Genomic DNA, 23,775 nt, shown 5'->3' with positions numbered 1-23,775 from the left:
GCAAGGCCTGATGTCTTTGAACGAGCCCTTCGAAAGCGTGCCCACGGCAAACGATCATCCGGAGCAGGTCATCAGCCTGTCCCAGGCCTTGATGGCACCGCGTATCGCCATCGAGGACACCCAGCCGGTGCTAGATGGCGGCGCCTTTGCCGCCAAGGCCATCAGCAATCAGCCGGTTTCGGTCAGCACCAAAGTATTCACTGACGGCCATGACCGCATGGCCGTGGTGTTGAACTGGCGTCAGGCCGGTAGCCGACGCATTCATTGTGTGCCCATGACCTCGCCTGGCAATGACCTGTGGCTGGCAGAATTCACCCCGACTGAAATCGGGCCGCATGTGTTCAGCATCGAAGCCTGGATCGATCCGTATGCCACGTACTGCTACGACCTGGAGAAGAAGTTCAATGCCGGTGTCGGCGTAAAGCTTGAGCTTGAGGAAGGGCGTTTGCTGCTGGGCAAGGGCATCGAATTGAGCAGCGGCGCTCTGCGCGAGCAATTACAGGCGCTGCAAAGCACCTTGCAGACGCTGCCCGAGGACGAACAAGTGGCCCTGCTGCTGGGCGCCGAGGCGTCGCAGATGATGGCTGCCGCCGAGCACCGCAGCTACCTGACTCGCAGTTGCGACTACCCGCTGGATGTGGACCGCCCGGCCGCGCAATTCGCCAGCTGGTATGAGCTGTTCCCCCGTTCGATCACCGATGATCCCCAGCGCCACGGTACCTTCAATGATGTGCACCAGCGCCTGCCGATGATTCGCGACATGGGCTTCGACGTGTTGTATTTCCCGCCCATCCACCCCATCGGCATGCAGCATAGAAAGGGCCGGAACAATGCTTTGCAGGCACAGCCGGGCGACCCTGGCAGCCCTTACGCAATTGGCAGTGCCGACGGTGGGCACGATGCGATCCACCCCGAACTCGGCACGCGTGAAGATTTCCGCCGCTTGGTGTCGGCCGCAGCCCAGCATGGTCTGGAAATCGCCCTGGACTTCGCCATCCAATGCTCCCAGGACCACCCTTGGCTCCAAGCGCATCCAGGCTGGTTCAGCTGGCGCCCGGACGGGACCATCCGCTACGCCGAGAACCCGCCGAAAAAGTACCAGGACATCGTCAATGTCGATTTCTACGCACCCGACGCCGTACCTGGGCTGTGGATTGCACTGCGCGATGTGATCATCGGTTGGGTGGAGGAGGGCGTGAAGACGTTCCGGGTGGACAACCCGCATACCAAACCCCTGCCGTTCTGGCAGTGGCTGATCGCCAATGTACGCAGCCAATACCCGGACGTGTTGTTCCTGGCCGAGGCGTTCACCAAGCCCGCCATGATGGCGCGCTTGGGCAAGGTCGGCTATGCGCAGAGCTACACTTACTTCACCTGGCGCAACACCAAGCAGGAGCTGAGCGAGTATTTCGAAACGCTCAACCAGCCCCCATGGAGCCAGTGCTACCGGCCGAACTTCTTCGTCAACACCCCAGACATCAACCCGTTCTTCCTCCAGCAGAACGGCCGCGCAGGCTTCCTCATCCGGGCCGCGCTGGCCACCATGGGGTCGGGCTTGTGGGGCATGTATTCGGGGTTCGAGTTGTGCGAAGCGGCAGGGCTGCCGGGCAAGGAAGAGTACCTGGACTCGGAGAAGTACGAGATCCGCCCGCGTGACTTCACCCAGCCGGGCAACATCATTGCCGAGATCGCCCAGCTCAACCGTATCCGCCGGCAGAACCCGGCCTTGCAGAGCCACCTGGGCCTGACGCTGCTCAATTGCTGGAACGACAACATTCTGTATTTCGCCAAGCGCACGCCTGCGCGTGACAATTACATCCTCATCGCCGTCAGCCTCGACCCGCATAATGCCCAGGAAGCCCATTTCGAACTGCCATTGTGGGAGCTGGGCCTTGATGACGGTGCCGAGACGCACGGCGAGGACCTGATGAACGGTCATCGCTGGTCGTGGTACGGCAAGACCCAGTTCATGCGCATCGAGCCTTGGCACCAGCCTTTCGGTATCTGGCGAATCAGTAAAGTCAGCTGAGCCTGGCGGAGAGCGGGCCCGCCTGCTCTCTGACGGTTTTTTACCGATCAAGCATTCAGAGGAATGGTACATGGCCAAGCGTACCCGCCCGGCAGCCTTCATTGACGACCCGCTGTGGTACAAGGATGCGGTGATTTACCAGTTGCACATCAAGTCGTTCTTCGATGCCAACAATGACGGTATCGGTGACTTCGCCGGGTTGATCAGCAAGCTCGACTACATCGCCGACCTGGGCGTCAACACCTTGTGGCTGCTGCCGTTCTATCCCTCGCCCCGACGCGACGACGGCTACGATATCGCCGAGTACAAGGCAGTGCATCCAGACTACGGCACCCTCGCCGACGCCCGCCGCTTCATTGCCGAGGCGCACAAACGCGGGCTGCGGGTGATTACCGAACTGGTCATCAACCACACCAGCGACCAGCACCCGTGGTTTCAACGTGCCCGCCATGCCAAGCGTGGCAGCAAGGCCCGCGACTTCTACGTGTGGTCCGATGACGACCACAAGTACGACGGCACCCGCATCATCTTCCTCGATACCGAGAAATCCAACTGGACCTGGGACCCGGTGGCAGGCCAGTACTTCTGGCACCGCTTCTACTCCCATCAGCCGGATTTGAATTTCGACAATCCGCAGGTGCTCAAGGCCGTGATCGGCGTGATGCGCTTCTGGCTGGACCTGGGTGTCGATGGCTTGCGGCTTGACGCCATCCCGTACCTGATCGAGCGCGACGGTACCAACAACGAGAACCTGCCCGAAACCCATGATGTGCTCAAGGCGATCCGGGCCGAGATCGATGCCAATTACCCTGATCGCATGTTGCTCGCCGAGGCCAACCAGTGGCCGGAGGATACCCGCCCTTACTTTGGCGAAGGCGACGGGGACGAATGTCACATGGCGTTCCATTTTCCGCTGATGCCACGCATGTACATGGCGCTTGCCATGGAAGATCGCTTTCCCATCACCGACATCCTGCGCCAGACCCCGGAGATTCCGGCCAACTGCCAGTGGGCCATCTTCCTGCGCAACCACGATGAGCTCACCTTGGAGATGGTCACCGACCGCGAGCGCGACTACCTCTGGAACTACTACGCCGAGGACCGCCGCGCCCGGATCAACCTAGGCATCCGGCGCCGCTTGGCGCCGCTGCTGCAACGCGACCGGCGCAGGATCGAGCTGCTCACCAGCCTGCTGCTCTCGATGCCAGGTACGCCAACGCTGTATTACGGCGATGAGCTGGGCATGGGCGACAACATCTACCTGGGCGATCGCGACGGCGTGCGCACGCCCATGCAGTGGTCGCCTGACCGCAACGGCGGCTTCTCCCGGGCCGACCCGCAGCGGCTGGTGCTGCCACCGATCATGGACCCGCTCTATGGCTACCAGACGGTCAACGTCGAAGCACAGAGCCACGATCCTCATTCATTGCTGAACTGGACGCGTCGCCTGCTCGCCGTGCGCAAGCAGCAAAAAGCCTTCGGCCGTGGCACGCTGCGCACGCTGACACCCAGCAACCGACGCATCCTTGCCTACATCCGGGAATTCACCGACGCCGATGGCCACACCGAGGTGATTCTCTGTGTCGCCAACGTGTCCCGGGCGGCCCAGGCTGCGGAACTGGATTTGTCCCAGTACGCCGACAAGGTCCCCGTGGAAATGATCGGCGGCAGCGCCTTCCCGCCCATCGGGCAGTTGCCGTTCCTGCTGACCTTGCCGCCTTATGGCTTCTACTGGTTCGTGCTGGCTGCCCACGACCGCATGCCCAGCTGGCACAACCAGCCTACTGAGGGGTTACCGGAATTGACCACATTAGTGCTACGCAAACGTCTTGAAGAGCTGCTCGAGTCGCCTTCACGCGACGCCTTGCAGTCCACCATCCTGCCCCAGTATTTGCCCAAGCGACGCTGGTTCGCGGGTAAGGAAGGGCCTGTCGATCAGGTCGACCTGAGCTATGGCGTGCGCATGGCCACGGCCGGTATGCCCGTGCTGTTCAGTGAAATCGAGGTGACCAGCGACGGGGTGACCAGCCGCTACCAGCTACCGTTCGGCTTGCTGCCCGAAGAGCAAATCAGCACGGCTCTGCCGCAGCAGTTGGCCTTGTCGCGCGTGCGACGGGCCAATGAGGTGGGCCTGATCACCGATGCCTTCGTCCTCGAACCCTTCATTCGTGCGGTGCTCAAGGCCTGCCAGGAGGGCGTGCGCCTGACCTGCGGGAACGACCAGGGCGAACTGCATTTCAATCACACCGAGCAGCTGGCTGGCCTGGCACTGGGCGATGACAGCTCGGTGCGCTACCTGAGCGCCGAGCAGTCCAACAGTTCGGTAGTGGTGGGCGATTCGGTGGTGCTCAAGTTGATCCGGCGGGTCAACGCAGGCATTCACCCAGAGCTTGAAATGAGCGCTTATCTCACCGCTGCGGGCTTCGCCAATATCTCGCCGTTGCTGGCCTGGGTCAGTCGCGAGGAGGCCCAAGGCGCGCCACACCTGTTGATGATTGCCCAGGGCTATCTGAGTAATCAGGGCGATGCCTGGGCCTGGTCCCAGAACACCTTGGAGCGCGCCATTCGCGACCAGATGCAGCCCTCCAGTGCCGAAGGCGAACCCCATACCGACGCGGTCAGCGAACTGCGCGACTTCGCTTCTTTGCTGGGTCAGCGCCTGGGCGAGATGCACCTGATGCTCGCCGCACCTACCGAGAACCAGGCCTTCGCGCCTTATCCCAGCACTGACGCTGACAGCGAGCGGTGGAGTGCGCAGATCAGCACGGAGCTGACCCACGCGCTGGATCTGCTGGTGCAGCACCGTGACAAACTCGACCCTGAAAGCCAGGCGTTGGTCGATGACTTGCAGCAGCAGCGCGACGGGCTCGCCCAACGCGTGGCAGAACTTGCACGGCAGGCGCAGGGTGGGCTGTTGATGCGCGTGCATGGCGACCTTCACCTGGGCCAAGTGCTGGTGGTGCAAGGCGATGCCTACCTGATCGACTTCGAGGGGGAACCGTCCCGACCACTGGAAGAGCGCCGGGCCAAGCACAGCCCGTACAAAGATGTCAGCGGTGTGTTGCGCTCTTTCGACTATGCTGCTGCGATGATCCTGCGCAGCGCGTCTACGATGGACCTTTCCGAGCCGGCGCGACAAGCTCGGCAGCGGGTGGCCCGACAGTACCTTCACCAGTCCAGGCATGCGTTCATCGAGGCTTATGGCCTGGCCACCGCGGCCATGCCCCACGCCTGGGAGCAAGCCGAAGGCGAGCGTGCGGCACTTGAGCTGTTCTGCCTGGAAAAAGCGGCATACGAAATAACTTATGAAGCCGAAAATCGTCCAAGCTGGCTGGCCGTGCCTTTGCATGGCCTGCATGGACTGATCAGTACCTGGGGAGAGTCAGAATGAACGTTTCAACGCGTGAAAACGGCGGGCTTGGGCAACGGGACCTGGATGCCCTGGCGCGCGCCGAGCACGCCGATCCTTTTGCGGTACTGGGGCCTCACACCGATCCAGCAGGGGGCATGACCATTCGTGCCTACCTGCCCAATGCCCTGGGCGCCCGCGTGCTGGCGCGCGACGACCAGCGCGTGCTGGCCGACATGCGGCCAGGTGCATTGCCTGGCCTGTTCACCGCGCACCTGAACGAAGCGCATCCCTATCAGTTGCACATCAACTGGGCCGGCGGCGAGCAAGTCACGGAAGACCCCTACAGCTTCGGCCCGCAGCTGGGCGACATCGACCTGCACCTGTTCGCCGAGGGCAATCACCGGGACCTGGCAGGGCGCTTCGGTGCCCAACCGGCACAGGTCGACGGGGTGGATGGGGTGTGCTTTTCGGTCTGGGCACCCAATGCGCGCCGGGTATCGGTCGTGGGCGAGTTCAACAACTGGGACGGCCGTCGGCACCCGATGCGCCTGCGCCACGGTGCCGGTGTCTGGGAGCTGTTCATTCCACGTCTGGGTGTGGGTGAAACCTACAAGTTCGAGGTGCTGGGCAAGGACGGGATCCTGCCGCTCAAAGCAGACCCGTTGGCCCGTGCTACCGAGTTGCCGCCCAGCACCGCGTCCAAGGTGGCGGGGGCGCTTGGGCATGAATGGCGCGATCAGCAGTGGATGGACGAGCGCGCCCAGCGCCACGCCTATACCGCCCCATTGTCCATCTACGAGCTGCACCCAGGGTCGTGGCGCTGCGAGCTGGATGAAGCCGGCGAAGTGGGGCGTTTCTACAATTGGCGCGAGTTGGCCGAGCGCCTGGTGCCTTACGTGCAGGAGCTGGGCTTCACCCATATCGAGCTGCTGCCGATCATGGAACACCCATTCGGCGGCTCGTGGGGCTACCAGCCGCTCTCGATGTTCGCCCCCACGTCGCGCTACGGCACGGCAGAGGACTTTGCCGCCTTCATCGACGCCTGCCACCAGGCCCGCATCGGCGTGATCCTGGACTGGGTGCCGGCGCATTTCCCCACGGACGAACACGGCCTGGCGCGCTTTGACGGAACGGCCCTCTACGAGTACGACAACCCGTTCGAAGGCTATCACCAGGACTGGAACACGCTGATCTACAACCTCGGGCGTAACGAGGTGCGGGGTTTCATGATGGCCTCGGCGCTTCACTGGCTCAAACATTTCCACATCGACGGGCTGCGGGTAGATGCCGTGGCATCGATGCTGTACCGCGACTACTCACGCAAGGCCGGAGAGTGGGTACCCAACCGCCACGGCGGGCGTGAGAACCTGGAAGCCATCGACTTCATCCGCCACCTCAACGGCGTGGCGGCGCATGAAGCGCCGGGTGCCTTGATCATTGCCGAGGAATCGACTGCCTGGCCTGGCGTGAGCAAGCCAACCGAAGAGGGTGGCCTGGGCTTCCACTACAAGTGGAACATGGGCTGGATGCATGACTCGCTCAGCTACATCCAGAACGACCCGGTGCACCGTACGCATCACCACAACGAGATGAGCTTCAGCCTGGTGTACGCCTACTCTGAGCACTTCATCCTGCCCATTTCCCATGACGAGGTGGTGCACGGCAAGCGCTCGTTGATCGACAAGATGCCGGGCGATCGCTGGCAGAAGTTCGCCAACCTGCGAGCTTACCTGGCCTTCATGTGGATGCACCCTGGCAAGAAATTGCTGTTCATGGGCTGCGAGTTCGGCCAATGGCGCGAATGGAATCATGATCACCAGTTGGACTGGTACCTGCTGCAGTATCCCGAGCACCAGGGCGTACAGCGCCTGGTAGGCGACCTGAACCGCCTGTACCGTGACGTGCCGGCCCTGCATGAGCAGGACTGCAAGCCCGAAGGCTTCCAGTGGTTGATCGGGGATGACGCGCAGAACAGCGTATTCGCCTGGCTGCGGTGGAGCAGCGCGGGTGAGCCGGTGCTTGTGGTTGCCAACTTCACCCCGGTGGTGCGCGAGGCTTACCGCATCGGTGTGCCGTTCGGGGAACAATGGCAGGAACTGCTCAACAGCGATGCTGAAGCCTATGCGGGCTCCAATGTGGGCAACATGGGCGCGGTCGCCACGCAGCAGACCCCTTGCCATGGTCAGCCCTTGTCGCTGACGCTGAACCTTCCGCCGCTGGCGATACTGGTACTCAAGCCAGTCTGATCGCCAACCACCCGCGGGCGTCCTGCCCGCGGGTGAATTCAGGGCCCTGTTAGGCTGTCATGGACGCGATGTGGCAGAAAAGCATTCTTTGAATGAGCGGCCTTGGTACCCTACGCGCACTTGATCATCTGACCATCGTGAGCCATGGGTCGGTCAACCCGGCAATCGTTTTGAACGTCGTTGGCGCAGGCACAAGCGGCGATGGTTGACCTACCAGAAAAAGCCCGCCGGTCAATCCCTGGCTGGGATTGCCCGACGGGCTAGGAACGATCACGTCACGCGTTGCGCGTGACGTACCGCGTTTGCCATCACTCTTCGCTATGTTGCAGCACCATCAGAGCTACCGAGCGCCCGGTCAGGTCAAATGAGCTGTCGAAGGGCAGGTCCTTGGGTTTGCGCAGTTGTGGCTGGTCTGTATCCATCACGCAGCTCCAGTGTTCGCCCTCTGGAACGCTTGGCAGCTTGAACGGCACGGTGTCGTGGTGGGCGTTGACGATCAGCAACACGGTGGACTCCGAACCTGGACGGGCAATGCCACTGACCTGAGCACGGCCGTCGATCAGCATGCCCAGGCAACGACCATTGGGGTCTTCCCACTGTTCAACGCTCATCTCGTTGCCATCCGGCGCCAGCCAGGTGACGTCCTTGACGCCGATCGCCTCGTTGTAATCGCCCACCAGGAAGCTAGAGCGGCGCAGCACCGGATATTTCTGGCGCAGGCGGGTCAGGCGCTTGACGAACGTCAGCAGCGCCTGGCCTTCTTCATCCAGGTCCCAGTTCACCCAACCGATTTCGCTGTCCTGGCAGTAGGCATTGTTGTTGCCATGCTGAGTGCGGCTGAATTCATCGCCGGCAACGATCATTGGCGTGCCTTGGGCAAACAACAGGGTCGCGAAGAAGTTACGCATCTGCCGCATGCGCAGGGCATTGATTTCCGCGTCTTCGGTGGGGCCTTCGGCCCCGCAGTTCCAGGACAGGTTATTGCTGGTCCCGTCCTGGTTGTTTTCGTCGTTGTCCTCGTTGTGCTTCTCGTTGTACGACACCAGGTCGCGCAAGGTGAAGCCGTCGTGGGCAGTGATGAAGTTGACCGACGAATACGGCCTGCGACCACGGTTGTTGAACATGTCGCCAGAGCCGGTCATGCGTGCGGCGAAATCGGCCAGTTGGCCCTCGTCGCCCTTCCAGAAGGCGCGCACGGTGTCACGGAAGCGGTCGTTCCACTCAGCCCAGCCGGGTGCGAAATTGCCCACCTGGTAACCACCCGGGCCACAGTCCCATGGCTCGGCAATCAACTTGACCTGACGCAGCAGCGGGTCCTGGCGGCAGGCCACCAGGAAGCTGTGACGCTCACTGTAGCCTTCGTGGTAGCGACCCAGAATGGTCGCCAGGTCGAAGCGGAAGCCGTCGACATGCATCTCGCCTGCCCAGTAACGCAGCGAATCGGTCACCAGCTGCAGGACGCACGGATGGCTCAGGTCCAAGGTGTTGCCGGTGCCCGAGTCGTTGATGTAGTAACGCTTCTGGTCGGGCATCAGGCGGTAATACGAGGCGTTGTCGATGCCGCGCATGGAAAGCGTCGGGCCCATCTCGTTGCCTTCGGCGGTGTGGTTGTAGACCACATCAAGGATCAGCTCCAGGCCCGCGTCGTGCAGGTGCGCCACCATCTCCTTGAATTCGGCGATCTTGCCGCTGGCCAGGTAGCTTGGGTGCGGCGCGAAGAACGCGATGGTGTTGTAGCCCCAATAGTTGTTCAGACCTTTGTCGAGCAGGTGCTGATCGTTGACGAAGGCATGGATGGGCAGCAGCTCGATGCTGGAAACGCCCAGGTCCTTGATGTGTTTGAGCAGCTCGTCGTTGGCCAGGCCTGCGAAGGTGCCTTGCAGGTTCTCAGGCACAGCCGGGTGGCGCTTGCTGATGCCCTTGGTGTGGGCCTCGTACACGACGGTCTGGTCCCACGGGGTTTGTACACGGTTGTCCCGGCCCCAGGTGAATGCGGGGTCGATGACCTTGCACTTGGGCACGAAGGGGGCGCTGTCGCGCTCGTCGAACGACAGGTCACCGTCTGGGTGGCCAATGGTGTAGCCAAATAGCGCCTCGGACCATTTCAGCTCGCCGACCAACTGCTTGGCATACGGGTCGATCAGCAGCTTGTTGGGGTTGAAGCGGTGGCCGTTCTCCGGCTCGTAAGGGCCATGTACGCGGTAGCCGTAGATCAGACCCGGATGCGCGTCAGGCAGGTAACCATGGTAGATCTCGTCGGTGTATTCAGGCAGCTCGATCCGTTCGAGCTCTTTCTCGCCGGTGGCGTCGAAGACGCACAGCTCGACCTTGGTGGCGTTCGCCGAAAAGATGGCGAAGTTCACGCCCAGGCCGTCCCAGGTGGCGCCGAGGGGGTAGGGTAAGCCTTCGCGAATGCGCGACGGTGCAACGGAGCGGGTTTTCTTTGCGGTGCGCGGGCTCATGGCAATCCTCGAATGGCCTTGTCTGGAAAATAAGGTTAAGTACTACAACGGCCCTGGCGTCATCAGGCCTGGCAACCGAGGGGCTCGGTGCCAGTGCGGCGCTGAAGACGGCAGGGCCGTGGATGGTTCAGCTAGCGGTCGGCTTTTTCGGTGCGCGTGGCTTCTTCGAAGCCGCAGGCTTCACCCCTGGCAGTGCAGCGACCTTGGGATCGGCTGGCGGCTTGGGTGCAGCAGCGGCTTTGGGCTTGGCAGGCGCCTTGGGCTTGGCGGGTGACTTGGCTTTGGCCCCCGGAGCCTTGGCCTCGGCTTCTGCCAGTTTGCGGGCCATGTCCCAGTGACGTTCTTCCTCACCGTGTGGCTTACCTTCCGACTCCCAGATCTGGTAGGCAAACTCGCGTATGCGTTTATCATCGACACTCATATGACGCTCCTGAATGCTAGTTATCTTCGATCAACAGATTGACTGGAAAGTCCGACAGCACAGCACAAACCATCAACTCTCTTACAGGGCTGACAACGGCCCCGCCGAAAAGTCCAGTCGAATTGGCAGGTGAGAAGTCGAACGGCAATATGACCCGGGTATCTTCCCAGTTCTGGGCAGGCACGTGAGGGCTCTGCGCAGCCCCCAGCAGCTCGCTGGCCAGGCGCGGCGCGACGATGACGGCGCGTTGGGTATCGCCCAGGCGGGCGAAGGCGACGATCTTGTCGGCATGGCGTCCCTTGACGGTCAATGGCAGGTAGCTGCCCCGGCGGAACAGCTCTGGGTTGGCCATGCGGCAGTCCAGTACGCGGGCCACTAGCGCCTGCTTGACCCGGCCGTCGTGCCAGTGGCTTAGCAACGCGTCGAGCGGCGCGGCCTCTGCCAAGGTGCTGCGTCGAGCGGGGTAGTCGACGGGTCGGCGGTTGTCCGGGTCCACCAGGCTGAAGTCCCAGTATTCGTTGCCCTGATAGAGATCAGGCACCCCTGGCACGGTCATGCGCATGAACGCCTGCACCAGGCTGTTGAGCGCTCCCGGGCAACTGATCAGCTGCGCCGCATCGGCGATGGAGGTACGCAGGGGCAGGGCATCGGCCTCCAGCAGCAACCCTTCCAGATAGCGAGCACAGCCCTTTTCGTAGGCTTCGTTGGGTGCGTTCCAACTGCTGCGCAGCTTGGCCTCGCGCAACGCCTTCTGTTGCCACTGACCGACACGTTCGGCGAACTGCTTCAAGCCTTGGGCGTCATCGACGGCCAAGCCCAAGGGCCAGGTGCCCAGCAGGGTCTGGAGCAGCAGCATTTCATCCCCAGGGCTCGGCGCCATGCCATCTTCCAGCTGTGCGCGCAACGGCGCTGCCAGCTCGCGCCAGTGCGCCATGCGGCTGGCCAGCCAGGGGCCGCGTTCGCTCAGCACAGCCAGGCGAGCGCGTGTGTCTTCACCGCGCTTGTGGTCGTGGGTGGCGGTAGCCAGCAGGTTGTCCGGGAAGTCCCGCAGGCGTCGCTGGGCCTCGTTGTGGAAGTGCTCAAGCGGTGCGCTGAAGCGTTCGGCTTCAAAGCCCACATCGTTGCGCGAGAGCAACCTCGCGCTGCGGTAGAACGCGGTATCTTCGACGGCCTTGGCCGCGCTGGGGGCGGTCAATTGCTGGAAGCGTACGCAGGCGTGGCGCAGTTGCTTGCGGGTACGACCCGGTGGCAGCTGGCGCCAGCCTTCGCCGCCCAGCCATTTTTCCAGTTGCTCGAGCAATGGCCAGTCGGCCTCGCTCAGGTCCTGGCGCGCATCGGCCAGGGCTTGCTGGAAGAATGCCTCGTCCTCGGCCGGGCGGCCGCAGGCATTGAAGTAAGTGCGGTAAACCGGGTAGTGCGCCACCAGTGCCTGCAAGGCGCGACGAATGGCGCCCAAGGACAGATCGCGGGTCATCAGGTCGTTTCGCGCGACTTGCAGCAGGGCTTGCGCCACCGACTCGCAATCACCTGCCAGGCTGGCGTTGAGCACCAGATGGCGCGCCAGGCGTACTTCTTCAGTGAACGCGGGGCGCTCGCTGACCGTCGACCACAGTTCGGTCAGCGGGGCCTCACCGGCCGGATCGTGCTGCAACAACGACACCTGGTTCATGAACTCGTAGCCGGTGGTGCCATCGGTGAGCCAGTCGCGGTGCAGATGCTCATCGACGCCGAGGATCTTCTCGACGTAGATGGGGAAGTGCTCCACGTCAGCGTCCAGCGGGCGGCTGGCCATCAGGCTGTCCACGCGCCGGCGCAGCTTGCGGCAATAACCGCGTGGGTCTGCCAGGCCGTCGATGTGGTCGATGCGCAGGCCATCGACCAGGCCGCGTTCGATCAACTCGAACAGCTTGGCGTGGGTGGCTTCGAACACCACCGGGCGCTCGACCCGCAAACCGCCCAGCTCATTGATGTCGAAAAAGCGCCGCCAGTTGATGTCGTCGGCAGCGGTGCGCCAGCTGGCCAAGCGGTAGGTCTGGCGTTCCAGCAGCAGGTGCAGGCGCTTGAAGCCGGCCTCGCTGCGGCTGTCAAATGCCACCAGGGCCGACGCCAGGTCGGCGCCTTCGCGCACGCGACGAGCCAGTTCGGCCTGCAGCGGTGCGGCATCGTCAAGCGGGGTGGCCGACTCGGCCAGGGCAGTGAACTGTTCGGCCAGGCTGGTCAGCGTCGGGTCAGCGCTTAGCGCCAGCACCCAGCCGTAGTCGACCGGGCAGATCGGGAAGCGGTGCTCATAATGAGCGATTTGTAGCACCCCATGGTCGGCGTCGAATTCCAGGGGAATCTGGCCTTCTTTTAGTGCTACCCCGTAATCGCTGCCCAGGAACGGCAGCAGCAATTGACCGGCCAGTAGCGGGTCGGTGGAATGCCACTGGATATCGAAGAACTCCGCATATGGGCTGCGACGGCCCCATGCCAATAAACTCTGCCACCAGGGATTGTCGGCGCCGCCTACGGCCATGTGGTTGGACACGGTGTCCACGATCAGGCCCATGCCGTGCTGGCGCAGCGCCTTGACCAGGCGCTCCAGGGCCGCTTCGCCGCCCAGTTCCGGGTTGACCTGCGTGGGATCGACGACGTCGTAACCGTGGCGTGAACCTGCTCGGGCCTTGAGTATCGGCGAGGCGTACAGGTGGCTGATGCCCAGTTGAGCAAAGTAGGGGACCAGCGGTAGAGCATGGTCTAAGGTAAAGTCGCTGTGGAACTGCAGGCGCAGGGTCGCAGTGAGCGGTTTCATCGGTCGCGCTCCCACGCCTGCTCGCGCGCTTGCGCCAACACTTCCAGGCGCCGTGCGGCATCCTCGTTGTCAAGCATGTGGCTTGCCGGTTCGGCAAAACGGCGGCGCCAGTTGGGATGCCCTTCGGTGGTGCCGGGCATGTTCGGCTGTTCTTCCAGACCCAGCAGGTCTTCAAGCGGGACCAGCACCAGCGGAGCTTTGGTGTAGCCTACATAACCAATAGCGGCATCGATCACGGCAGTGTCGTCCTTCAGCGGGCCATAGTGGGTTTCAAGCGTGCGGCGCAAGCCTTCGTGTTCTTTGCGGCGGTCATCGCGCCATTGCTGTTCGGTGGACTCATCAATCAGGCCCAGTCGCCGGCTCCACTCCACGTCCCGGTTTTGCAACCAACCCGCCACGGTCGCCAGGTCATGGGTGCCGGTGGTCGCCAAGGCATCGTCGGGCCACTGAAGCTGAGGGGTGAACTGGCCTCGAGGCGCCTGCTCGAAGGGCAGCACGCGCATGCCCAGGATGTTTTTCTGCGCCAAGGCCTCGCGTAGCCCGTCCGGTACCGTGCCCAGGTCTTCACCCAGGATGATTGCACCGTGGCGGCTGGATTCGAGCGCCAGCAAGCGCAGCATGTCTTCGAGCGGGTAATACAGGTAGGCGCCTTCATTGGGCTTGCCACCACGCGGGATCAGCCAAAGCCGTTGCAAACCCATCACATGATCGATGCGCAGGCCACCGGCATGGGCCAGGTTGGCACGCAGCATCTCGATGAACGCGCGATAGCCGTTGCGCTTGAGCCCTTCGGGAGAGAACCCGCAGATGCCCCAGTCCTGGCCTGAGCGATTGAGGATGTCAGGTGGCGCGCCAACGGTGAGGTTGGCCAGCAGTTCGTCCTGACGGCTCCAGGCTTGGCTGCCGGCGCCATCGGCGCCAACGGCGAGGTCGGCAATCAGGCCGACTACCATGCCGCTGCCTTTGGCTGCCTCTTGAGCGCGCTGCAGGCTGCGCTCGGTCAGCCATTGGCAGAAGGCGTGAAACTCTACCCTGGCCGGATAACTTTCGGCCAAGGCGCGGACTTCGGTTCCGAAGGGGTCGCGCCACGCCTCTGGCCAGTTGCGCCAATCAGCCCCATGGCCTTTGTCGACCGCCTCGGCTTGCAGCACTTCAAAACGGCAATGGTGCTCCAGTGCCTCGCCTGCGGCCTGGCGATAGCTCTCGAAATCGGCGCGTTGCGGGTGATCGCCTTGGCTGAAGTGCTGGTAGAGCGCGTCCAGCAGCTTGTAGCGCGCATCGGCTGCGCGCGGCCAGTCCACCAAAGCCGCTTGCTCGAGCGAGGTCAGGGTCTGTTCCAGGTGGCAGGCCTCGACCGCCAGGCGCACGGTGCGTTCACCCAGAATGGCCGCCGGGCTTGCGTAAAGCGTATTGAGCAGCAGCCTGCTCGAAGGCGAGTAGGGGCTGTAATGTTGTTGATCGAAGGCCGACAAAGCATGGATAGGGCTGATCGCCACCGCATCGGCGCCCCGTTCGGCCGCACTGCGTACCAGCTGCTCGAGGGCCATGCAGTCACCGTAACCACCATCGCCGGGGCGGCGCAGGCTGTAGAGCTGCGCCGACAAGCCCCAGCAGCGCGCAGGTGCCGCCTCGACCAGATCATGCAACGACGGGCAACCAGGCGGTGCGACCGCGAGCGTAAATCGATGCTGCGCCACTTCTAGTTGGTGATAGCCGACTGGAAAATCACCTGGCAGGCAAGCCTGGGCATCAAGCTGCAAGTCGATGTGACTGCCATCTTCCAGCTGACCACACACCGGGGCCTGCGCTGGGAAATACCGCGAGAGGTCGAGCGGCTTGCCCTGGTCGGCAGTGAGCAGGGGCGGGACGTGCTGGGCGTCATCGCTGTGCTCAAGCCTGGATAGACTGTCTTGTAGTTGCGCGTCGTCGCCAGCCGGATGGCCCAGGGCTTCGAGGAGTTTGCGCAGTACCTCGTCGGTCACTTGCTGCGGTTTGTTGTTGGCATCCACCCAGTTTCGGGCAAGGCCCGCCCGTTGAGCGAGCCGGTGAAGCAGGGAATCGCTCATGGCATCTCCTGGTTTGGGGGTAGCAGGGTGACCACACAGCTGAAGGGCGAAAGCGTCGAGCCGGCGTGCGCCTTGTCGCCGCTGTCGAAAAGGCAGGTGCCTGCAGGCGCAGCCGCCAGGTGCTGCGCCTGGTCGCCCAGGTTCAGGTCGATGCGCAAGGTACTGCCATCCCCCAGCTGCCAGCGTGCAGTCAGCGCCTTGTCAGCCAATACCTCGGCGCCCAGGGAACGGGTGCCAGGCAGGCGCGGGACCAGGTGCTGGCGGCGCGTAGTGAGCAGCTGCTGGTACAGCCCATGCCAGCCGGCAATCACATCCTGCGGGTCAGGCCTGGAGGCGTGGAACGTCTGCTCGGCGTTCGGGTCGGGAATACGCGCACGCTTTTCGGGGTCGGCGAAGGCGGCAAAATGCTCGAATTCACCGCGCCGGCCTTCGCGCACCGCGTCGGCGAGCTCATCATGAAAGTCGGTGAAGAACAGGAAGGGTGCACGGCTGCCGTCGTCATCGCCCATGAACAGCAAAGGAATCATCGGACTCAGCAACAGTAGCCCGGTTGCCGCGCGCAGGGCCGCGGGCGATGTCAGCCGGGTTAGACGCTCGCCCATGGCGCGGTTGCCGATCTGGTCATGGTTCTGCAGAAACAGCACGAAGGCGCTTGGCGGCAGGTGGCCGCTGGGTTCACCGCGTGGTTCGCCATGGCGGTTGAGCTGGCCCTGGAAGACGAAGCCCTCGCCAAGGCAGCGCGCCAGCTTGCCGATCGGGTCATCCTTGTAGTCTTCGTAGTAGCCTTCGGTTTCATCGGTCAGCAACACGTGAAGCGCATTGTGGCCATCGTCGTTCCACTGTGCATCGAAGCCTTGTTCGAGCAAGAACGCCTGGTTGTGCTCGTTTTCCAGCACCAGCCACACGTGTCGGCCCGGCTCGACGGTCTCGCGCACACGCTTGGCCAGTTCCTTGAGGAAGTCAGGCTGATCGATGGCATGCACCGCATCCAGACGCAAGCCGTCGATCCGGTAATCGCAGATCCACATCAGGGCGTTCTGGATGAAATATTCACGCACCTCGGGCCGGCGGAAGTCGATGGCGGCACCCCAGGGGGTCTGACGGTCTTCACGAAAGAACGAGCTGGCGTACTCATGCAGGAAGTTGCCATCGGGGCCGAAGTGGTTGTAGACCACATCGAGCATCACCATCAGCCCGTGGCCATGCGCCTGGTCCACCAAGCTGCACAGTTGCTCGGGTGTACCGTAGTTGTGCTGCGCTGCATAAGGCAGCACGCCGTCGTACCCCCAGTTGCGGGTGCCCGGGAATTGGCTGATCGGCATCAATTCAATGGCGGTAATGCCGGTCGAGGCAATACGGTGCAAATGGCTCGACACACCTTCATAGCCACCCAGTACGCCCACATGCAGCTCCTGGATCACCGCCTCGTGCCAGGGGCGGCCTTGCCAAGGATGCTGCCAGGTGTAGCCGGCCAGGTCCACGACTTGGCTGGGGCCGTGGACGCCCTCGGGTTGAAAGCGCGATGCGGGGTCGGCAACGCGAAGCTCGCCATTGATGCAGTAGCGGTACAGGTCCCCTGGCTTGGCAGGGGCGGTGCCAATGAACCAGCCATCGTCATCGTCATCGGGAACGAGGTCGACGGCGTCCTGGTGCTGCAATTCCAAACTCACGCTGCGCGCGTCGGGTGCCCAGAGGGCGAAGCGCGCCGACGTGGCGTCCTCAACATGTGCGCCATGCCTTTGCATCTTCGACCTCTCTTCAGTAATGAGCCAATTGGGCTTGCTTGACCAGGTCTTCGTACAAGCGTGCGTAGGGTTCCACCGCTTGGCACCAGTTGAATGGCTGGGTCATGGACAGGCAACGCATGGCATTGAGCAGGTCTTTCTTCTGGTAGATGTAGAACGCCCGGCTGAGCGCCTCGCGGTAGCTTTCTACCGTCGACTCGTCGAACAGGAAACCTGTTACGCCGTTCTCGATGGTATCGGCCAGCCCGCCGGTCTTGCGTGCAACGGGCAGCGAGCCGAAGCGCTGGGCGTACATCTGGCTGAGGCCACATGGCTCGTAGCGCGAAGGCATCAGCAGGAAGTCGCTGCCAGCGAACATGCGGCGTGCGTCGGTTTCGTTGAAGCCGATGCGTACACCCACACGGCCGGGATGACGCAGGGCCAGTTCGCGCATGGCTTGCTCTTCTTCAGGCTCGCCACGACCAATGATTGCAATTTGGCCGCCTTGCTCGACGATGTACTCGGCAACGCCCAGGGTCAGGTCCAGCCCTTTCTGGTAGACCAGGCGCGAGACCACGGCGAACAATGGGCCCTCGGAGGGGTCCAGCTGGAACAGCTCGCGCACTGCCTGTGCATTGCGCGCCTTGCCCTCCCAGTCGTTGATGCTGAAATTGTGCTGCAGGTGCTTGTCGGTCGCTGCATCCCAGCTTTCGTCGATGCCGTTCGGAATGCCGCCCAATAGCCCCTGTTGCGCTTTGCTGGCCAGGAAACCGTCCAGGCCGCAGCCGAATTCGGGGGTGGTGATTTCCTGGGCGTAGGTGGCACTGACCGTGGTGATATGGCTGGAGTAGGCCAGGCCAGCTTTCAGGAAGGAGAGCTTGCCGTAGAACTCCATGCCTTCCTGCTGCATGGCATGGTCGGGTATGGCCAGTTCCGGGCTGCAGCCACGGCTGTAGACGCCCTGGTAGGCCAGGTTGTGAATGGTGAACAGGGTCGGGGTGCTCAAGCCGCGCCAGTGCATGTACGCAGGGGCCAGGCCCGCTGGCCAGTCATGGGCATGCACCATTTCCGGTTTCCAATGGATCATGCCTTCACCGGCTGCGATTTCTGCAGCCGCCAGGCCCAGGCGGGCGAAACGGATATGGTTGTCCGGCCAGTCGCGACCGTTTTCTGCTGCGTAAGGCGTGCCGGGACGCTGGTAGAGCTCTGGGCAGATCAACACGTAGATCACCAGCCCGTCGGGCAAGTCCATCCGGCCGATCTTGCAAGGGGGCAAGGCTGCATGGCCGCCCAGCTCACCGACGATGTGGATGGGGTTGTCGCTTTCCACCACCTGCGGGTAACCCGGGATCAGCACACGCACGTCGTGCAGGTGGGCAAGGGCGCGAGGCAACGCCGCGGAGACGTCGCCCAAACCACCGGTCTTCACCAGGTCAGCGATTTCCGAGGTGACGAAAAGGATCTTGCGTTTGTTCGGGTTGTTCTGGCGCTGGGCGCCAGGTGCCTTGCCTGTCTTGGCGAGCTCCGGGGTGAGCGGTTCGCGATGTTCCGATGTAAAGGTAGCTACTTGAGTCGCGACAGCGGCACTGATCATTCTTTCTCTCCGTCCCTAAGCTTGGCCGGGCACTGATAAACCGCGGCGGTCTTTCGTGTTGATTCTCTCTTTGCGAATTCTGCGTACTGCAATCCTTGCCCCCGAGTCGTGCGCACAGGCACAGCGCATTTGGCATTCCGGCCAAAAGGCGAGTGGACTGGTTGGGGTGGGCGGGCCGTGCGTGGGAATAACCCATTTCATCTGGCCTGCTTAGTTCCTGACCTGTCGGCTTTCCTTAAAGTTCGACTTTTTTTCCGTTGCTCTTCCAATGAGCAAATGGCGGGCCGGAACCTGAGTGTAGGCGAGAAATATTACAAATGTGACCGAACGGTCATTCCAGGCGGCCCCCGTGCTAGACGCAAACGTTGGCATCGGCTCGCCGAGCATTCAGGGCGTTTTTATTGCACGCCGGCGAGAGGCGACGAGCGGCGCTGTGTGTATTGCTTTGCACCTTAACGGTGCGACCCGTGCTGTATGACGGGGCCTTGATCGATCGAGCGCTGTTAAATTGATCTTGCGCACCCTGAATGGCAGATAGCGCGGCGTCTCGTCCCCAATAAACCAACATGAACATACCGCCCGTCGCTGAACCCTCATGCCGTCCACTGGACTAACCTGAAAGGCGAAACGTCGTCACTCATTCCAGAAGGGGAGCACCTGCTCATGCAATTGGGAATCGTCGGGCTGGGCCGCATGGGCGGCAACATCGCAAGGCGGCTTATGCTCGCTGGCCATCACACCGTGGTGCATGACCGCAACGCACAAGCCGTTACTGCTCTGGAGGGCGAAGGCAGCGTCGGGGCGGCTGACCTGGCTGCACTGGTCGAGAAACTCCAGGCGCCTCGTGCCGTCTGGGTCATGCTTCCCGCCGGGGCGCCTACCGAGCAGACCATTGCCCAGCTGGCTGACTTGCTGGAACCTGGCGATTCGATCATCGACGGTGGTAATACTTTCTACAAAGACGACATGCGCCGCGCCGCAGAACTGGCCCAGCGTGGGCTTCACTACCTGGATGTCGGTACCTCAGGCGGGGTATGGGGCCTGGAACGCGGTTACTGCATGATGATCGGCGGGGAAAAGGACGTGTTCGAACGTCTGGAGCCCCTGTTTGCAGCACTCGCACCCGGTGTCGGGGACATCCCGCGCACCCACGGACGCACCGGAGAACCACAGCGTGCCGAGCATGGCTATATCCATGCCGGCCCGCCGGGTGCCGGGCACTACGTGAAGATGGTGCACAACGGCATCGAATACGGCTTGATGCAGGCTTACGCCGAAGGCTTCGACCTGCTGCGCAGCAAAGGCGGTGACGAGCTGCCCGAGGACCAGCGCTTTGACCTGAACGTGGCCGAGATCGCCGAAGTGTGGCGCCGTGGCAGCGTGGTCACGTCCTGGCTGCTGGACCTGACCGCCGACGCGCTGGTGGCCGACCCTCAGTTGGCCCAGTTCAGCGGCTCGGTGTCGGACAGCGGGGAAGGGCGCTGGACCATCGACGCGGCCGTCGAGCAGGCAGTGCCAGTCCCGGTGCTGTCCAGTGCGCTGTTCGCGCGTTTCCGTTCGCGCCAACAACAAGGCACGTATGGCGACAAGATTCTCTCGGCCATGCGCCTTGGGTTCGGTGGGCACGTTGAGAAGAAACCTGAATGAGCAAAAAACCGGCAACGCCCGCTGCTCCACCCTGCACCTTGTTCCTGTTCGGCGCCAATGGCGACTTGGTCAAGCGACTGCTGATGCCTGCGCTCTACAACCTCAGCCGTGATGGCCTGCTCGATCGGGACCTGCGCATCGTGGGTGTCGACCACAATGCTGTCAGCGCCGAGGAATTTGCTGAACGTTTGCATGCGTTCATGGCCGAGCGCGACAAAGGTGGCGAGGGTGCTCCAGCGAACCTGGACGAAAAGCTCTGGGCCAGCCTTGCCAAGCGCCTGGACTATCAGACCGGGGACTTTCTCGACGCGGCGACTTATGAGGCGATCGCCCAGCGCATCGACAAGACCAGCCATGGCAACGCCATTTTCTACCTGGCGACCTCCCCACGGTTCTTCCCCGAAGTGGCCAAGCGCCTCGGGGAAGCCGGGTTGCTGGACGAATCGGGCGGCGGGTTTCGCCGGGTGGTCATCGAGAAACCGTTCGGACACGACCTTGCCAGCGCCGAGGCGCTCAACGCCTGCCTGCTGAACGTGATGGGCGAGCGTCAGATTTACCGGATCGACCATTTCCTGGGCAAGGAAACCGTCCAGAACATCCTGGTCAGCCGTTTCTCCAACGGGCTGTTCGAGTCGTTCTGGAACAATCATTACATCGACCATGTGCAGATCACCGCCGCTGAAACCGTAGGGGTCGAAACCCGTGGTGCGTTCTATGACAGCACCGGTGCAATGCGCGACATGGTGCCCAATCATCTGTTCCAGCTGCTGGCAATGGTGGCCATGGAGCCGCCTGCAGCGTTTGCCGCCGACGCGGTTCGCGGGGAGAAAGCCAAGGTGATCGGCGCGATCCGCCCGTGGTCGACCAAGATGGCATTGAAGAACTCGGTTCGCGGCCAATATGTAGCCGGCACCCTGGGCGGGAAGCACGTGCCGGGTTACCGCCAGGAAAGCAAGGTGGAGTCTGACAGCCAGACCGAAACGTTCGTGGCCATGAAGATCATGATCGACAACTGGCGCTGGGCCGGTGTGCCCTTTTACCTGCGCACCGGTAAGCGCATGAGCGTGCGCGATACGGAAATCGCCATCTGCTTCAAGCCGGCGCCGTATGCCCAGTTCCGAGAGTCCGCGTTGCAAAGGCCCAAGCCCAATTACCTGAAGATCCAGATCCAGCCCAACGAAGGCATGTGGTTCGACCTTCAGGCCAAGCGGCCAGGGCCGGAACTGGTGATGGAGAATGTCGAGCTGGGTTTCGCCTACAAAGACTTCTTCAAGATGACCCCGGCCACCGGTTACGAAACCTTGATCTACGACTGCCTGACAGGCGACCAGACGTTGTTTCAGCGTGCCGACAACATCGAGAACGGCTGGCGCGCCGTCCAGCCGTTTCTCGATGCCTGGGCCCAGGGCGGGGAAGTGCACGACTACGAGGCCGGCCAGGATGGCCCGGAGGCGGGCAACGAGCTGCTGGCCCGGGACAAGCGCGAGTGGCACCGGCTGGGTTGACGTTGCACCGTTTCGATCCGATCGCGTGGTGCCGGGCCTGTCCGCGAAAGCGGGTCCGGCACCATTGACGCACTGAATTCCAGGAGTATCGATGCCTGCCCATATTGAAGATTATGCCCTGCTGGGCAACTGCCGCAGTGCAGCCCTGGTTAGCAGCGATGGCTCGCTCGACTGGCTGTGCCTGCCGCGTTTCGATGCGCCAGCGGTATTCGCGGCCTTGCTGGGTAACGAGGAAAATGGGCGTTGGCGCCTGGCGCCCTCGGACCCCGTGACAGAGCGCACCCGGCGCTACCTGGACGACACGCTGGTGCTTGAAACCGTCTGGGTCACGGCCTCGGGAAAGGCGCGGGTGCTGGATTTCATGCCCTTGGGTGACGAGAACGCGGTCGTGCGCATTGTCGAAGGGCTTTCGGGCCAGACCACGTTTGAAATGGACCTGGTGATGCGCTTTGACTACGGGCGCAGCGTCCCTTGGGTAGAGCGGCTCGACCCGCTGACCCTCAGCGCGGTAGCAGGCCCGGACCGCTTGATCCTGTCCTCGACCGTGGCCCCCCATGCTCGCGATCATCACACGGTGGCGCGTATGCGGGTAGGCGAGGGCGAGCGGCATGTGTTCAGCTTGCGTCATCACCCTTCGCACCTGGCGGTTCCCGCCGAACAGGACGTCGATGCCTGCCTCAAGGCCACCGTGGATCAGTGGCAGGCCTTTGCAGCCAAGTGCCCGGACGTGGGACCGTACACGGCCTTGGTCCGCCGCTCGCTGCTGGTGCTCAAGGCCATGACCTATGCGCCCACGGGCGGGATCGTGGCGGCGGTGACGACCTCGCTACCCGAGCGCGTGGGCGGTGAGCGTAACTGGGACTACCGCTTCTGCTGGCTGCGCGATGCCACCATGACCTTGCTGGCCTTCATGAACCTGGGGTACTTCGAAGAAGCCCAGGCCTGGCGTGAATGGCTGCTGCGTTCGGTGGCGGGCAACCCGGAGCAGATGCAGATCATGTACGGCCTGGCCGGTGAGCGTGACCTTCAGGAGTACACGTTGCCCTGGCTGGCCGGTTACGAGCACTCCCAGCCTGTGCGGGTGGGCAACGCAGCCGCCGCGCAAACACAGCTGGATATCTATGGTGAACTGGCCGACGCCATGAGCCAGGCAATCCGTGGTGGCCTGCCCAGGCATCCGCGCAGTGCCGCGATCAGCCGGGTGATCATGCCGTACCTGGAAAGCATCTGGCGTGAGCCTGATGAAGGCATCTGGGAAGTACGCGGTGGTCGGCAGCACTTCGTACACTCCAAGGTCATGGCCTGGGTGGCGTTCGACCGCGCTGCGGGGCTTGCCGAAACCACCGAGGAGGACCGTGAACGCGGCCTTCACTACCGGCAGGTCGCTGATCAGATCCACCGGGAAGTGTGCGAGCAGGGGCTCGATGCTCAGGGCCAGCACTTCGTGCAGGCCTACGGCTCTTGCGAGATGGATGCCAGCCTGCTGCACATCGCGTTGACCGGCTTCTTGCCGGCCCACGACCCGCGGTTTCTGCGAACCTTGGCCCAGATCGAAAAGCGCCTGTTGCACAACGGCCTGTTGCTGCGCTACGACACCGACAGCTGCACCGATGGCCTGACGGCAGGCGAGGGGACATTCCTGGTGTGCTCCTTCTGGCTGGCCGACGTGTACGTGCTGCTGGGACGCCAGGCCGAAGCGCACGCGCTGTATCAACGGCTGACCGAGCTGTGCAACGATGTGGGCCTGCTGGCCGAGCAGTACGATCCGGTAGGCAAGCGCATGCTGGGTAACTTCCCGCAGGCGTTCAGCCATATCGGCATCATCAATACCGCGCTCAACCTGCACCGTGCGCAATGCCCTGCGCGCGTGCGCGCCAGCGCCTGAAGCCTGGTAGCCGGCGCTTGCGCCGGCTCATGGTTTCGCTACGCAAGCGGAGT

The 23,775-nt window shown here is 62.8% G+C and carries 12 protein-coding genes; 6 read left to right on the top strand and 6 right to left on the bottom strand.

Translation table 11 applies throughout. The annotated features are described in order from the left end of the window. The first annotated feature begins 10 nt into the window (after window positions 1-10). The 3 genes from NMB38_RS13550 (at window position 11) to glgB (ending at window position 7,627) form a co-directional block, all read left to right on the top strand. On the top strand, window positions 11-2,029 hold the full coding sequence (locus NMB38_RS13550) for an alpha-1,4-glucan--maltose-1-phosphate maltosyltransferase (RefSeq protein WP_027916221.1): 2,019 nt from the start codon (window positions 11-13) through the stop codon (window positions 2,027-2,029). 70 nt (window positions 2,030-2,099) lie between these two features. Then, complete coding sequence (gene treS, locus NMB38_RS13545) at window positions 2,100-5,420, top strand: maltose alpha-D-glucosyltransferase (RefSeq protein ID WP_027916220.1); 3,321 nt, start codon at window positions 2,100-2,102, stop codon at window positions 5,418-5,420. Then, a complete protein-coding gene (glgB, locus tag NMB38_RS13540) occupies window positions 5,417-7,627 on the top strand; it encodes a 1,4-alpha-glucan branching protein GlgB (RefSeq protein WP_028686553.1) in 2,211 nt (736 codons plus the stop codon). The genes treS and glgB overlap by 4 nt, the downstream gene beginning before the upstream one ends. Window positions 7,628-7,935: 308 nt before the next feature. On the opposite strand, the gene glgX is transcribed toward glgB, so the two are convergent. From glgX to glgA, 6 genes are all read right to left on the bottom strand, one after another. After that, on the bottom strand, window positions 7,936-10,089 hold the full coding sequence (gene glgX / locus NMB38_RS13535; protein ID WP_049695751.1) for a glycogen debranching protein GlgX: 2,154 nt from the start codon (window positions 10,087-10,089) through the stop codon (window positions 7,936-7,938). 127 nt (window positions 10,090-10,216) lie between these two features. After that, window positions 10,217-10,510 (bottom strand): DUF2934 domain-containing protein, encoded by a 294-nt coding sequence (locus tag NMB38_RS13530; protein ID WP_027916217.1) that lies wholly within the window; start codon window positions 10,508-10,510, stop codon window positions 10,217-10,219. A gap of 16 nt (window positions 10,511-10,526) precedes the next feature. Further along, window positions 10,527-13,301 (bottom strand): malto-oligosyltrehalose synthase, encoded by a 2,775-nt coding sequence (locus NMB38_RS13525; protein WP_088523349.1) that lies wholly within the window; start codon window positions 13,299-13,301, stop codon window positions 10,527-10,529. After that, window positions 13,298-15,367 (bottom strand): 4-alpha-glucanotransferase, encoded by a 2,070-nt coding sequence (gene malQ / locus NMB38_RS13520; protein WP_088523348.1) that lies wholly within the window; start codon window positions 15,365-15,367, stop codon window positions 13,298-13,300. The genes NMB38_RS13525 and malQ overlap by 4 nt, the downstream gene beginning before the upstream one ends. Then, window positions 15,364-17,112, bottom strand: a complete 1,749-nt coding sequence (gene treZ, locus NMB38_RS13515; RefSeq protein WP_028686549.1) for a malto-oligosyltrehalose trehalohydrolase — start codon at window positions 17,110-17,112, stop codon at window positions 15,364-15,366. The genes malQ and treZ overlap by 4 nt, the downstream gene beginning before the upstream one ends. A gap of 13 nt (window positions 17,113-17,125) precedes the next feature. Beyond that, the gene (gene glgA / locus NMB38_RS13510; RefSeq protein WP_088523347.1) at window positions 17,126-18,685 is read right to left on the bottom strand and encodes a glycogen synthase GlgA; all 1,560 of its coding nucleotides are present in this window, start codon (window positions 18,683-18,685) and stop codon (window positions 17,126-17,128) included. 663 nt (window positions 18,686-19,348) lie between these two features. Between glgA and gnd the strand changes: the two genes are divergently transcribed. From gnd to NMB38_RS13495, 3 genes are all read left to right on the top strand, one after another. Beyond that, window positions 19,349-20,332 carry a phosphogluconate dehydrogenase (NAD(+)-dependent, decarboxylating) gene (gene gnd / locus NMB38_RS13505; RefSeq protein WP_027916212.1) on the top strand — a complete coding sequence of 328 codons (984 nt, stop codon included), beginning with the start codon at window positions 19,349-19,351 and terminating at the stop codon, window positions 20,330-20,332. Continuing rightward, on the top strand, window positions 20,329-21,837 hold the full coding sequence (gene zwf, locus NMB38_RS13500) for a glucose-6-phosphate dehydrogenase (protein ID WP_088523346.1): 1,509 nt from the start codon (window positions 20,329-20,331) through the stop codon (window positions 21,835-21,837). Before gnd ends, zwf begins: the two co-directional genes overlap by 4 nt. A 91-nt stretch (window positions 21,838-21,928) precedes the next feature. After that, window positions 21,929-23,722, top strand: a complete 1,794-nt coding sequence (locus NMB38_RS13495; RefSeq protein WP_027916210.1) for a glycoside hydrolase family 15 protein — start codon at window positions 21,929-21,931, stop codon at window positions 23,720-23,722. Window positions 23,723-23,775 lie beyond the last annotated feature (53 nt).

Source organism: Pseudomonas sp. FBCC-B35 (genome assembly GCF_059133755.1).
This window is presented reverse-complemented; position numbering and strand designations above follow the sequence as displayed.